Source organism: Oscillochloris sp. ZM17-4 (genome assembly GCF_019599295.1).
In the GTDB taxonomy this organism is placed as follows: domain Bacteria; phylum Chloroflexota; class Chloroflexia; order Chloroflexales; family Chloroflexaceae; genus Oscillochloris.
In genome coordinates this window covers 346,176-360,121 of record NZ_JAIEWN010000002.1, presented here as the reverse complement: position 1 = coordinate 360,121, position 13,946 = coordinate 346,176, and the positions used below count along the sequence as shown (strand labels likewise).

The following is a 13,946-nucleotide window of genomic DNA, read 5'->3' as shown; positions in this document are numbered from 1 at the left end:
CGCGCCCCGGACTCGCTCACCTTATGTTTAGCGCACCCCTCTCGTCGTCGGTCGATATGGTCCGGGTCGCTGTTTCAATCTGCCGCGCAGATCATCGGCTCCTTGAAGTCACCCCTGATCCCACGATCACCCCTGATCCCACGATGTTTCAATCTGCCGCGCAGATCATCGGCTCCTTGAAGCTCGGCAATCACATTCGTTGCCGGTGCCGGAGTGGGTTTCAATCTGCCGCGCAGATCATCGGCTCCTTGAAGGGAGTGCGGATTGTAGTAACGCGGGCCGGTGGTGGAGTTTCAATCTGCCGCGCAGATCATCGGCTCCTTGAAGCCCGGCTGCCCGAGGCCGAGGCCATCATGCGCGAGGTTTCAATCTGCCGCGCAGATCATCGGCTCCTTGAAGGCCAGACCAGCTGGCCTACCAGTTGGTGAATTTCTTGTTTCAATCTGCCGCGCAGATCATCGGCTCCTTGAAGTTCCATCTCCTTTTGTGCCGATTGCAGCATCGAGTTTCAATCTGCCGCGCAGATCATCGGCTCCTTGAAGGCGGGGATATCTACGCCAGCTGCTGGGGTTGCCACACTGTTTCAATCTGCCGCGCAGATCATCGGCTCCTTGAAGCCCAGCTCCGCTCTTGCCCTTGCGTATCATCAGTGTTAGGTTTCAATCTGCCGCGCAGATCATCGGCTCCTTGAAGCGCCCTCTGATGACGACAAGGGCGGCAAGGGTAAGTGTTTCAATCTGCCGCGCAGATCATCGGCTCCTTGAAGTTCGTAATCTGGTAATGCTCCTCCTGGTGCTTTGATGTTTCAATCTGCCGCGCAGATCATCGGCTCCTTGAAGTGCGACGAAACTTGCAATATCGCCCCATCTTCCCGTGTTTCAATCTGCCGCGCAGATCATCGGCTCCTTGAACGGCTGGACAGATACGGAGTGTATGCAGCCGTAAGCGTTTCAATCTGCCGCGCAGATCATCGGCTCCTTGAAGCGGGCCGGGCTGGCTCGATGTGGGCAGGGTGTTTCAGTTTCAATCTGCCGCGCAGATCATCGGCTCCTTGAAGCTCATTCAGCCGGGCGCCGGCTGCTGTCTCGCTGGCCCAGTTTCAATCTGCCGCGCAGATCATCGGCTCCTTGAAGAGTGGCGATCCCGATATTGGCGTCTGGCCACTGCTTCGTTTCAATCTGCCGCGCAGATCATCGGCTCCTTGAAGACGCTGGGAAGCTCTAAGATATCGTGAGCCATTGATGTTTCAATCTGCCGCGCAGATCATCGGCTCCTTGAAGTCCGTAGGAGTTACAGAGACGGAGACACTGTCATAGTTTCAATCTGCCGCGCAGATCATCGGCTCCTTGAAGACGAGCAGAGAGCGTAGACTCAGAGACAACCGAGCCGAGTTTCAATCTGCCGCGCAGATCATCGGCTCCTTGAAGGAAACGACAGCCACATAAAGAGTGCCAGTTTCCAGAGTTTCAATCTGCCGCGCAGATCATCGGCTCCTTGAAGGAAACGACAGCCACATAAAGAGTGCCAGTTTCCAGAGTTTCAATCTGCCGCGCAGATCATCGGCTCCTTGAAGACCGTGTACATGCTGTCGAGGTCGCCGTCCCGGCTAGTTTCAATCTGCCGCGCAGATCATCGGCTCCTTGAAGGGCGGTTCAACTTGAGCCGTAGCTACATCAACGAGCGTTTCAATCTGCCGCGCAGATCATCGGCTCCTTGAAGCGCCAGCTACGTCACCATCGGCCTGGACACCGATGTGTTTCAATCTGCCGCGCAGATCATCGGCTCCTTGAAGCTGCTGATAGCCTGCCGCGCGCCCCTGGCCGTTGATGTTTCAATCTGCCGCGCAGATCATCGGCTCCTTGAAGAGGCCGAAACGGGCTTGCAGCGTCCGACCGTCGTCAAGGTTTCAATCTGCCGCGCAGATCATCGGCTCCTTGAAGGCGGCTACTACGGACGCTCAAGCCCGGCCAGTTGATGTTTCAATCTGCCGCGCAGATCATCGGCTCCTTGAAGCCTGCCCGAGGTCGCGCCCCTGGCCCTGGCCTCGTATGTTTCAATCTGCCGCGCAGATTATCGGCTCCTTGAAGGCGGCATGACAACCCTACTCGTGAGCGGCGCTACCTCGTTTCAATCTGCCGCGCAGATTATCGGCTCCTTGAAGCTGACGGCTGGCGAGCTGCCCGGCGATTTGTTGAGCTGTTTCAATCTGCCGCGCAGATTATCGGCTCCTTGAAGCCCGCCGCTCGCGGGCGCGTCCTGAAGCCATGAAACACACCTGATTCGAGCGGCCCCGCGCAGGCACCCTCTGAGCAAGCGGAGCATGGAGCACATTCTTATCATAGCATATGTCGCGCCGCATTGGGAAGCCCCAGCGCATCATGCGAGCGACTCCCAGGGATTCGCCCCATGCTTCGCCGCTCGATCCGCCGCCGCTCACAGGATGACCGTCACCGGGTCGTGCGGCCGCGCCCCGCCCACGGTGATCACCTTGCCCTGGCAGCTCCCGCAGAGCGGGTAGAAGCGCACGCTGTCGCGCTCCGCGATCAGGTGCCGGGCCAGCTTCGCCCGCAGCTCCAGCAGCTGCCGCTTCGTCAGCCAGCACTCGAACAGCGAGTACTGCGTCCAGGCCCCGTAGCCGCACAGCGCACGATGCACCTTCGTGCGCCGCTTGTCGTCGGGGATGTCGTAGGCCACGATGTAGAGGGTCGTATCTTCAGAGGCAGGTGGCATAGTTTTCTCGTGATGCGTGATGCGTGATCCGTGACCTCACGCATCACGCATCACGCATCACGCATCAGCGCACCGTGAACGGCGCGTAGCCGACGAGCTCGCCCTGCGCGTGCTTGGCCAGCAGCCGCACCTGCAGCTCGATGCAGCGCCGGTAGCTCACCTTGTAGCCGAAGAGCGGGTGCTGCACCTGCTCGCCCAGCCGCGCCTCCAGCTTCTCCAGAAACGTGCGCCGCGCCGCGTCGCTCAGCCGCGCCGCCCCCAGCTCGTCGCTGAAGTCGCCCGGCCCGATCTGCCCGGTGTTGATCAGCGTCACCACCACCGAGTCGACGATGATCGCCCGGAAGCCCTCGACCAGATCGAGGGCCAGGGCCGGCTTGCCGAAGCCGGGCTGGTGCAGCACGCCCAGGCCGGGGTCGAGCCCGACCGCGTGGACCAGCGAGACCACCTGGTTGGTCAGCACGGTGTAGCCGAAGGAGAGCATCGCGTTGACCGGGTCGGTCGGCGGGCGCTTGACCCGCCCTGGGAAGCGCCAGTCGCCCTTGAGCAGCCGCCCGAAGACGCCGTAGTAGGCCGCGCTGGCGCTGCCCTCTAGGCCGAGCAGCGGCCCGAGCCCGTGCATGCGGTCGCTGGTGTCGGCGGGCGGCTCCAGGCGGGCCAGCTCGCGCAGACGATAGCGGATCTGCTCGGCCGCCTCCACAAGCTCCTTGCCGTCATCGCGGGCGCGGGCGTAGCGCAGCAGCAGGGTGCGCATGTTCAGCAGCTTGCCGGCCACGCACTGCCGGGCCACCGCGAAGCCCGCCGCCACGTCGCGGCAGAGCGCGTACTGGGCCAGCCGCACGCCGCTGTTCTTGCCCCAGTCGGCCACCAGCGACCCGCGCGAGCGGCCGCGGGCGGTCAGGTAGTGCACGGGGATGCGCCGCTCCATCAGGGCGTGCAGCGCCGGCGTGGTCAGCGTGACCTCGCCCAGCACCAGCACCTGCTCGACCTTGTTGATCGGCACGCGCACCACCTGGCCCGGCTTTCCGCCCGAGGGCTGCACGCGCAGGGCCTCGCCCTCGACCTTCACCAGGGTGTACTGCTCGGTCAGGTAGAGTGTCGCCATCATGATCTCCGCAAAGGATGAAGGATGAAAGATGAAGGATGAATGCTGCTCTGACTCTGGTTTGTCTTCGCTCATAGGGGTTCTGTTCCTTTCCCGCAATGACTGAAGCTGCCCGCTTCATCCCTCATCCCTCATCCCTCATCCTTCACCCTTACACATCACGCTCCCATCCGGCGACGGTCGCCAGCCGCCGCAGCTCATCGGGCAGGCAGAGCGGCTGGAGCGAGCAGTCGCGGCACTTGGCCGGGTTGTCCACCGGCGGCGGCAGCGCGCCGGCCTCCGCCAGCCGGTGCGCCTCGGCGGCCAGGGCCTCCACCTCGGCCCGCAGCGCGGGGGTGAAGGCCACCTCCTCGCGCCGGCGGGTGGCGAAGTAGAAGATGTAGCCGCGCTCGATCGTCTTGCCGGTGCGCTCCTCCAGGCAGAGCGCCTGGGCGCAGAGCTGGGCGTGGTCGCTCTTCCACTTGCCGGGCCGGCCCTTCTTGTACTCCACGGGGTAGGCCTCGCCGCCGCGCAGCTCCACCAGATCGCAGAAGCCGGCCAGGCCCAGCCGCTCGCTCCAGACATAGACCCGCCGCTCCTGCACCGCCTCGGCCAGCCACGTCGTGCCGGCCAGGTCCACGCCCTGGTGGCGCAGCACCCCCTCGACCACGTGCTCGTTCAGCAGCATCTCGGCCTGGATGAACTCGTAGCCGAAGCGGCGCGGGCAGTAGGCCAGCGCGTTGATCATCGCCAGCGGGATGTGGTCGAAGGATGAAGGATGAGGGATGAAGGATGAAGCCTTCGCTGGATCTGGTGTCTTCTCGCTCATAAGGATTCTGATCCTCGCTCGCCTTTTGCTCGTAGCTTGCGCACCGATGTGGTGAAGATGGCGATCAGCTCGTTGGTCTCGCTCGGCAGCGGATTGAGCAGGGTATCTGTCATAAGCCCCGCCTCTATCAATAGCTCGATCCAGTAGGCCGTCTCATCCAGCTCCTGGATGCAAATACCGAACTTTGCTGCCATCTCTGCGTTGCTGCGGGCGCGAAAACCCTCGTTAGCGCGAATAAGCGCTGGGTCAAGCCCCACCGGCTGGCGACTGAAGTCGCGCCGGAGCGGCGCTGCGCGCCGGGCGTCGGCCTGCGCCGACGCCGGAACCGCCCGCGTCGGCGGGCGGTTGGCCGGAGGCCCCCGCGCTGCGACTTCAGTCGCGAGCGGGGCCACCGACGCTCCCAGGTGTACCCAGCGCTTATTCGCGCTAACAAAAACCTTTGGGGGTGGCGCAGCCGCACCCAAACCCTCGCCGAGCGGCGACGGCCTTCCACACAAGAGGAGCGCGAGCGGTGATCGACACACCGACAATGATCGCGATGTTCGGGCTGTGCGGCGTGGTGGTGATCGGCGGGGCGCTGCTGGGCGGCCCCGTCGAGCGCAGCGGCCTGCCGCCGCTGGCCGTCTTCCTGGCCCTCGGCCTGCTGATCGGCCCCTTCGGCCTGCGCCTGATCCACCTGGATCTGGACTCGGCCCTGCTGCGGGTGGTGGCCACCCTCAGCCTGACCCTGGTGCTCTTCACCGACGCGATGACCCTGGACCTGCGCGAGGTGCGGGCCAACGCGCGCATGGCCGCGCTCATCCTCGGCCCGGGCACCCTGATCGCCGCCGCGCTGCTCGGCGGCGCCGCATGGCTGCTGCTCGGCCTGCCGCCGGCCCTGGCGCTCATCCTCGGCGCCGCCCTGGCCTCGACCGACCCGGTGATCTTGCGCGGCATGCTCCAGGGCAGCGGCATGGGCGAGCGCATGCGCCTGGCCCTGCGCCTGGAGAGCGGCATGAACGATGTGCTGCTGCTGCCGATCGTGGTGATCGCCCTGGCCTTCGTGGAGTCGGCCACGCCCCCCGAGGCCGGCGATCTGGCCCGCATGCTGGTCAGCCTCTTCCTGCTCGGCCCGCTGGCCGGCGTGGCCGTGGGGATGAGCGCGGTGCGCCTGCTGGTCTGGGTTCGCGACCGCTTCGGGGTGCGCCGCGAGTACGAGGCTCTGTATGTGATCGGCGTGGCGCTGGGGGCCTACGCCGCCGCCGAGGCTCTGGGCGGCAGCGGATTCCTGGCCGCCTTCGCCGCCGGCCTGGTCGTCTCCTCGCTCGATGTCGAGCTCTGCGACTGCTTCCTGGAGTACGGCCAGGTCACCGCCGAGATGGCGCTGCTCTTCACCTTCGTGCTGCTGGGCACCTCGCCGATCTGGAGCGGCCTGGGCGCGGCCGGCCCGCTCACGCTGGCCTTCGCCGCCCTGGCCCTGCTCGTCCGCCTGCCGATCTTCGCCCTGGCCATGCGGCCGCTCGGCCTGCCGCTCGTCCAGCGCGTCACCCTGGGCTGGTACGGGCCGCGCGGCCTCGGCGCACTGCTGCTGGTGCTGCTGGCGGTCTTCGACGGCGTGCCCGCCGGCGAGCGGCTGTTCTCCCTGGCCAGCCTGGTCGTCCTGGCCTCGATCGCCTTCCAGGGCGGCTGGCCGCTGCTGCGCCGCCGGCCCAAGGCCCCGCTCGCGCCCCCGCCCGCCGCAGTGATCCCGCTCACGCGCGCGCCAGGTGATCTGCTCGCGGAGCTGCTCGCGACGGCGCCGCCGGCCCCGCTGAGCCCCCCCGCCCTGCGCCAGCCCGACATGCCCGACCGGGTCAACCTAGAGCAGCTGCGCCGCCTGAAGTCGCGCGGCGAGCCGATCACGCTGATCGACGTGCGCACCGAGCGCAGCTACCGCGCCAGCGACACGGTGGCCGCCGGGGCGCTGCGCGTGCCGCCCGACCGGGCCGTCGCCACGCTGCGCAAGCACGGCGTGCCCGCCAACGCCTGGGTGGTGGCCTACTGCACCTGAACGCAGGAGGAGACCAGCGCCCGTGTGGCGCACGAGCTCCAGCGCGCCGGCTGGCCCCGCGCCCGCGCCCTCGTCGGCGGCTGGCGGGCCTGGCTCGATGCGCGTGATGTATTGGCTCAGAATGTCCGGTCACGGATCACGGATCACGGATCACGGAAACGTGTAGCGCATCCCGACCGGGAGGCCGCGCCCGCCGTCGAGGGCGTAGTGCGGGCCGCTGCACCTGGCGTTGGCCACCAGGCTGGCCGGCGGCATCGAGATGATGTCGAAGGCGCGCAGCGCGCCCGCCGGCACGTCGAGCGGGTTGAGCGGGCAGGCCGCCGTGTAGTCGCCGGCGGCCTCCCGCACCTCCAGCTCCGTCACATCGACCAGGGCCTTGCTGTGCCACTTGCCCAGCCGCACCCAGCGCGGCAGCCGCAGCGGGGCCGCGCTGACCACGTAGCAGCGGAACGTCGACTCGGGGGCGATCTCCTTGGCGCGGCCAAACGAGGGCGTGTTGCGCTCGGCCTGCTGCATCTCGACATGCAGGATCTCCTCGCCGTACTTGAAGGTGGAAAGCTGAAACGTCACCTGCTCAGGCTGGGCCGGCGTCACATAGACCTGGCCACCGAGTGGCCGTAGGTCGTCGGCGTAGTGCGGTACCTGCTCACGATGAAACCATGGCGATACCGCCATCCCGAAGGCGTAGGTGAGCGCATAGTTATGGATGTAGCGCCCGGTCTCGTAGAGCCGCCCCAGCTCGCGTGTGGCGTGAAAGAGCGGGTCTTGAAGCGTCAGGAGACAGCGATAGATCTGCATAGGGCGCTCCTACTTGCCGCGGCCCTTCTTCTGGATATAGGCCGCGTGATAGGCCGAGCTATCGCGCGCCGCTGCGTGCAGCAGCTCGCCCATGCCCGCCTCATCGCGCGTCCGTCCCCCTAGCTCATTGACAAAGCGGGCCAGATCCTCGCCCATCAGCAGCTGGCGGACTGCCACCCGGTCGGCGCTGATGAGCTCAGGGAGCAATGCCCGCGCGGCGCTGAGGGCTACATCGACGTTGATCGGCTGGCTCGGGTCGAAGTCGGGTGTACCTGCGACATGATCATAGAGGTGCTGTGTGAAATGTAGGTTCGAGAAGATCTCGCCGTCGGCCAGCACGATCCCGAGCAGGTGGTTGGTCATCGTGCCAGTGCGCGTGGTCTGCGCGCCATAGCGCCGGGCACGTAGCACGTTGCCGAGCACATAGAGGAAAAGCGGAGCCGTCAGGTCGCGCACAGTGATCACCGCCGGGAAGAGCGTCTGCGGGCGCACGTGATCCTGCTCATTGATTCGGCTTGTCACCTCGCCCTTGCGGCTCATCGTGCCGCCCTCGTAGGGCGCGTTGAGTGTGAAGGACTCGTGGCTGCTGTCGAAGGCGCTCAGGCTGTAGGCGGTATCGCTATACACCTTCGACTTCTCGGAGCCAGCGTCGCCGATGGCAAAGCCATAGCTGACACAGTCGGGGCACTGCTTACAGAAGTCGACGTTATAGTCACAGATCGGTCGCCCTGTCGGATCTATCGCCACACCGCGATCATCGGTCTTGCGATCCTTGCCCTCGGCGGCGGAATCGCCGCTGACCAAGCCATAGTGGCGCAGCAGCTCGCGGCCAATCAACCGCTCGGGGGTGGTCTGCTTGCGCTTGAACATGGTGATGCGCGTGATCAGCTCGTCGTGCGTGATCCCGGCGTGGACACGGGCCGTGTTCAGCTCGCCGTCGGTCTGGAACAGCGAGTAGGAGTCGGTCTCGCGTAGCAGCACAATATGCGCGTAGTGGCCCATCGGGCGTTGCGGCACGCTGGCGGGGAAGAAGGTCGTCGTGAGCATTGGGATGTGGTCTCCTGTTGTCATTAGGTAATCCGTGATGCGTGATGCGTGATGCGTGATCTGTGGCCTAGCACAGATCACGCATCACTCCTCGTCCTGCTTATCTTCCATCGCCTCATTCCGCTCGCGCCACTCGCGGCGCTGCTCGGCCATATAGATCGACTCGCAGGCATTCTTGAGCAGGTTGAGCTGCTTGCCGGCGATTGCGGCCCGATCCTGCTTGAAAATATCGCGGTAGATCGTCTCAACGAAGTAGCGGGCGAAGTCTTCAATCGCGGCCTGGAGCGCCGCGCTGCGCGTCTCCTTCTCAGGGTAGAGCCACATCGGCACGGTACCGTCGGCTTTGTTATGACCAACCCGCTCAATGAACTGCTCCAGGCGGCTACGCACCACCTCGAAGAGTGAATCTACGTCATTGAACAGGCGCAGATCGGCGCTGAGCAGGGCCTTGGCCGACTCGCTAAGCGGACGGACGATGCTGTTGCTGTTCAGCCGGCCGGACTTGTGGCGATAGAACTTGCGGTAGCGCAGGGTCAACTCGCGGGCGTGGGACATAGCGGTGCTCCCGTGTTGCAGGTAGTGATCGACCAGATCGACGTAGAGGGCGGCCTTTGCGGCCGGGATGCTCTCGCTGCTCTCGCGGCGCAGCCCTTTCTTGAGGTAGTGGAAAGCGTAGAGCGGTGAAGTCTCTAGGTTGCGAGCCAGGGCCGGGATCTCATGCCAGCGGTAATCGAAGCCGCCGCCTCCCATCTTTGCATTCCCATCGAGATGGATGAAGTACGCGGCGGTGAGTCGCTGGAGCGCGGGCAGGAGCTGGTCGAGGTTGAGCCGGGCCGGGCCTGCCAGCCTACCAACAAAGGCGTGGGGCGCATCGAAGGCAACCGTCTCTGGCAGCTCGCTGGCCTCCTGCACAATAGGAAGCAGGCTCTCGCTGGCCACCACCTTGATGTCGAGCAGCAGCGGCAGCACCAGCGCCAGGAAGGCCGGGTGTACCCACGCCTCAGCATCCTTGGCATCGCGCTCTGCGGGGGGCATGCCGACGAAGCTGAATGTGATCGGCTCAGCCGCCGGAAAACGCAGGCGGAAGAGCCGGTCATCCTCGGCGCGGGCAATCTCGCTCGGGTGGAGAAGGAACTCTTCGAGCCGCTGAAACAGCTCGGGGCTTAGGTCGAGCTGCGCATCGGGCGTATCTGACGACGGCAGCAGCTGGCTGCGCAGAGCGGTGAAGCTCACCCGCTTCAGCCGGTCGTGCAGCGCCCGCACCATGCGCAGGGTCTCCGGGGTGAAGAAGTAGGTCGGGTAGAAGAAGAGGTAGCGCAGCTTGCGCTTCTCGAAGTTCCCTCCGCTCTCGCGCCCGCGCTTCATCAGCAGCTGGCGCAGCATCATCTCGGCCCCACACACGGCGCAGATACGGCGAATAGCCTTGCTCCCGTGCAGCGGCTGCTTGTTGGTGTAGACCATGGGCGCAAACAGGATGGCTGCCTCTTGCTGCTCGCTCACGCTATAGGGCGATGAGCATAGGCCGCAGACATTCGTGGCGCCGCGCCCGCTCTTGCGCGCGCCGCTGTAGCGGGCAAGCTCCGTCTTGAGTCGATCCCGCAGATCATCAGGCTCGGCACCGCTGAACTTGAGATGATCGCCCACATAGCGCCGCAGCTCGTCCCAGCCCGCCGCAGCCGTGGGCGGCGTATCGGGCAATTGCGCTGCCACGCCGGCGGCCAGCGCGTGTATGCGATCAACCCACTGCTGCTCGTCGAGCCCAGGCGTGCGCTGGCGCGACACCCCGGCGGCGTAGTACCAGCCGTAGGGCACGCCGCCGGCGGTGCGGTTCCCATTGATCTGTCGCACCAGATCGCGCAGATCGGCCACGCCCATCTGCCCCAGCAGATAGCCATCGGCATCAAAATCCGGCGCATGCTCGGCGGCGATCTTCGACAGCAGCGCGCAGACCTCGGCGATCCGGTCAACCTCCACACTGTCGGGCAGATCGAGGTTAGTGTCGGCGGGAGCCATGCTCTTCGCGGCGATGCTTGTGTAGCGCTTCCCCGCAGCAGAGCTTGGCCCGATCCGGCGCTCTGCGAAGCGGGCTATCAGCTGCGCCAGCTCGCGGGGCGAAAAGAAGAGCCCGTAATAGTCGGCGTACTTGATGCCCTTGCCGCCGCGCGCGATGCCGGTCAGGTTCTCGCTCAGCTGTCGCTGGCAGAGGGCGCGGATACGCCCTATCGTCGCCTCAGCGACATCGGCAACCGCAGGTGCGGGCGGAGCCTCGCGGCGAGCGAGATAGACCACGCCGGTGGGCGCGTAGAGCAGCGGCTCGCGCTGATCCGGCACGGCGTAGGCCGCAACCGCCGCATTATTGATGATGCTCGTAAGGACACCGCGCACATCGGCGAGGTGGTGGTAGACCAGAGACGCCTGCACACGCTCATCGTGGAAGCTCTCAAACACGCGCCGGATCGACGGGTGGCTGACCACATCGACCGGGGTGCGGCCCAGGTAGGCCAGGTAATCGGCGAGGGTCGCGAGATCAGTGGCGAGGCGCAGGTGTCGCCCACGGGCACGCAGGCCGGGCAGGGCGGCGAGGTTGTGCATCACGCCCCACTGAAGCTGGGTGTTGGTGGCGATATAGATCAGGTCGTGGAGCGCCGCGCCGATACCGCCAATCGGCTGAAGAAATTCTGCAAACCCCAGCCGCTCACACCAGCCGCCCACGATGCGCTCGACATCCGGCAGGTGTGCGGCGACATTCACCGTGTGGTGCTCCAGGCCGACGGCGCGCAGCTCGGCGTCCACATCCGGCAGCTTGAGCCAGTCGTGCAGGGTATAGCCCGCGCAGAACAGGCGATAGGTCAGATCATCAAAATCATCGACAAAACGCTTTGCGCCCCAGCGCCGCAGCGTGCGCGCCACCTGAGCGGTTGGCAGCAGCCCATTAACGATATGGGCGCGCATGCTCTGGTCATCGCCATAACGCGCCACATCCTCGGCGGGCGTGCCCGTCTCACGCTTGCGCACGGCGAAGTTTCCGCCCTTGGCCGCCACATGTCCGAGCAGCGCCGAGAGGCGGGGTGCCACATGCAAGGCAAAGTCGGACAACACCACGTCGTCAGGGTCGATCACCTCGCGCAGCAGCAGGGCGAAGAGCGGCTCAGGGGTGAGCTTCGGCTTCTCGGCGTGATCACGCTTACTCAGTTGCTCCGCAGACTCTTCGGATACATCTTCCGTCTCGTCAAACGGTTCAGGTGGAAGATCGGAATCATCGTTACCTTGGGGACGGATCTGTACCATTGACATCACCTCGTCAAAAAATCATCGGCGCATCAGAGGAGCTAGGAAGCGGCTTGATTCGGAGCAAGCTATCCAGGAGTAAGGCGTTGCGCCCGAAGGCAACCGATCCGGCTTGTACTCCTGCATCGAGACTGTCGGCGGTGTATGGCCAGAGCTGGAGTCCTGGAGGTAGGTAGCGGGCACGCTGTACTTGGCGTGGCTCGTGGGCTGGGATAATCAACCCAACACATGGGTCATCGATCAGCTTGCTGTTTAGCTTATGCATGAACGCCTCATGTCCATTGCATCCCACCTGGATGCCGGGCAGCACCTGAGCGATTTGGTGGCGCTCCGATCCCCACTGTGCAACCTGTGGGCCGAGGATGATGTGTACTTGCTCACGCTGTTCGCGTAGACCGAGCCAGCGAAAAAAGAACTTCTGGTAACCACGCTGGTATGGCATATCAAGCTTGCCCATGCGCCGTACCGCCGCACAGAACGCCTCACGAGTCATCAACTCCAGATGAGCGTTTGCCAGAAGCCAGAACAGGTCATAAGTAACGACATCGCCTTCGTCTTCTTTAAGCACACCGCAGTCGAACGGACTCCCCCCACGAAATGATTGGGCCTCGCGGATCAATAATCCCTCACCTTGCTTGTCGCGCTCCTCCCACTCCTTGCATGCCTTTACAACGCTTGTACTGGTCAGGTCATAGAAGCGTTGCTTCAAATGATCGCGTACCGAGCCAAAGATCTGCCGAAGTTCTTTCCGCGATAGCTCCTGGTACACCTTCGCAGGCACAAAGCGCCCCCATAACCGTGTGTAATGCGTGAAGCTGACTGGTTTGGGGAAGGCTGTGTTGATGATTCGTGCCAGATCCTCGCGGGTGTAAGTTGCTCCATCGACAAATGGCGCTGGTTCGCCTTCCTGCGGCTGAAAGAGGCGCTCATAGATAAAAGACGGCACCAGCGCGTGGGCGGCGAAGGCGGCAAATCGCTGCTCGCGCTGATCACGGTCGGTAAACGTCGTATGTCTCCCAAGGCGTCCGAGACGCTGCAGGAAGGTGCCGGCACCGCTCGACTCAAAGATCAGCAGGTTGATCCGAAAGTCCACACCGACATCCACCGTTGATGTGCCAATCAGCAGATCCGCGTCATAGGAGGCTTTACGGATAGTACGACTAGTAATGCCCGTGTTAGGTTCAACCGTCAGTCCCTTATGCGCAAGCAGCGGCTTCAACCGACTCACCAGACGCAGCGCCGTTGCCACCGAGTTGACGATCAGGGCTGCTCTCGCACCGGGGCGATGCTCCCGAAACCAATTGAGTAAGATTTGATCACCCCCTGCTGCGATCCAGTCCTCGGCATTCCCTTGCGCAAAGCTGATATTACTGCCCTGCAAGATCGCCCGCCAGCCACTGCCAGGATCAGCACCGTGGTGATACCAGCCCTCACGCTGCGGGTCGATCATGCGCAGCCGCGATGCAAAGCCGGCGCGTTTAAGCAGGTCGTCTATCTGCGGGCTAGGCGTCGCTGAGAGAAAGAGCGTCTTTAGCCTTGGACTTTGGGTCGCAAGGAAGAGCAAGCCAGTGAGCACCGCAACGACCTCAGGCGTATCGAAGATATGAAACTCATCAAAGGTCAGCTGATCAAACAGCATCGCCATCTGCCCGGCCACGTGATCGGGACTCCGTCCGCGCTGCTGGTAGTGGAACTGGAGGATAGCATGCAAGATGTCAGGGTTAGAGAGAGTCAGACGGTGGTTATTCAGCTCACGGAGCAACAGATCAGGACGCTTCAGTACTTCGACGGTAGCTGACAGTTCATCGAGGCGCGCGCCATAGAGGGGGCCGACCCACTCAGCGGGGTGATTCCAAAGTGGTAGCATACGGCCAGCACTCGCGTACTGATCCTGAATCAGCTCGTTGGTAGGAAATAAGGAGAGCGTGCCGTTATGCCGAGGATTGACTAGCAGCGGCAACAGCCCGGCCAGGCTCTTCCCATCGCCCGTCATCGCCGTATTGATCACCACGTCCACATCATCGCTGCGCAGCGCCCGGTAGGTCGCTAGCTGGTGCTGCGAGAGCCGCCAATCTTTCGGCAGTCGATCCACGATCTCTTGGGGGACATCGGCCGTATCGGCCAGCTTCGAGTAGACCGGGAGC

General features: G+C 64.1%; 9 protein-coding genes and 1 CRISPR repeat array. Of the genes, 1 reads left to right on the top strand and 8 read right to left on the bottom strand.

All coding sequences use genetic code 11. The features are described 5' to 3' along the window. Positions 1–71 precede the first annotated feature (71 nt). A CRISPR array of direct repeats spans positions 72–2,316; the repeat unit is 37 nt; unit sequence GTTTCAATCTGCCGCGCAGATCATCGGCTCCTTGAAG. 117 nt (positions 2,317–2,433) lie between these two features. The 4 genes from cas2 to K2Z83_RS29755 form a co-directional block, all read right to left on the bottom strand. Further along, positions 2,434–2,730, bottom strand: coding sequence for a CRISPR-associated endonuclease Cas2 (cas2, locus tag K2Z83_RS03390; protein WP_220593762.1), 297 nt, complete (start codon positions 2,728–2,730; stop codon positions 2,434–2,436). 64 nt (positions 2,731–2,794) lie between these two features. Next, a complete protein-coding gene (gene cas1, locus K2Z83_RS03385) occupies positions 2,795–3,907 on the bottom strand; it encodes a CRISPR-associated endonuclease Cas1 (protein ID WP_220593761.1) in 1,113 nt (370 codons plus the stop codon). A gap of 76 nt (positions 3,908–3,983) precedes the next feature. Then, positions 3,984–4,640, bottom strand: a complete 657-nt coding sequence (gene cas4 / locus K2Z83_RS03380) for a CRISPR-associated protein Cas4 (RefSeq protein WP_220593760.1) — start codon at positions 4,638–4,640, stop codon at positions 3,984–3,986. After that, complete coding sequence (locus tag K2Z83_RS29755) at positions 4,637–4,897, bottom strand: four helix bundle protein (RefSeq protein ID WP_370650036.1); 261 nt, start codon at positions 4,895–4,897, stop codon at positions 4,637–4,639. Before K2Z83_RS29755 ends, cas4 begins: the two co-directional genes overlap by 4 nt. 254 nt (positions 4,898–5,151) lie before the next feature. Between K2Z83_RS29755 and K2Z83_RS03370 the strand changes: the two genes are divergently transcribed. Further along, on the top strand, positions 5,152–6,669 hold the full coding sequence (locus K2Z83_RS03370) for a cation:proton antiporter (RefSeq protein WP_220593758.1): 1,518 nt from the start codon (positions 5,152–5,154) through the stop codon (positions 6,667–6,669). A gap of 150 nt (positions 6,670–6,819) precedes the next feature. On the opposite strand, the gene cas5d is transcribed toward K2Z83_RS03370, so the two are convergent. From cas5d to cas3, 4 genes are all read right to left on the bottom strand, one after another. Further along, entirely contained in the window at positions 6,820–7,467 is a 648-nt protein-coding gene (cas5d, locus tag K2Z83_RS03365) for a type I-D CRISPR-associated protein Cas5/Csc1 (RefSeq protein WP_220593757.1), read from the bottom strand. A 9-nt stretch (positions 7,468–7,476) separates the two neighbouring features. Then, positions 7,477–8,538, bottom strand: a complete 1,062-nt coding sequence (gene cas7d, locus K2Z83_RS03360) for a type I-D CRISPR-associated protein Cas7/Csc2 (protein WP_255603194.1) — start codon at positions 8,536–8,538, stop codon at positions 7,477–7,479. Positions 8,539–8,598: 60 nt separating this feature from the next. Further along, on the bottom strand, positions 8,599–11,802 hold the full coding sequence (gene cas10d, locus K2Z83_RS03355) for a type I-D CRISPR-associated protein Cas10d/Csc3 (RefSeq protein WP_220593756.1): 3,204 nt from the start codon (positions 11,800–11,802) through the stop codon (positions 8,599–8,601). Between the two features lie 13 nt (positions 11,803–11,815). After that, positions 11,816–13,946 (bottom strand): type I-D CRISPR-associated helicase Cas3' (gene cas3 / locus K2Z83_RS03350; protein ID WP_220593755.1); only part of this gene is annotated, 2,131 nt, incomplete at its 5' end.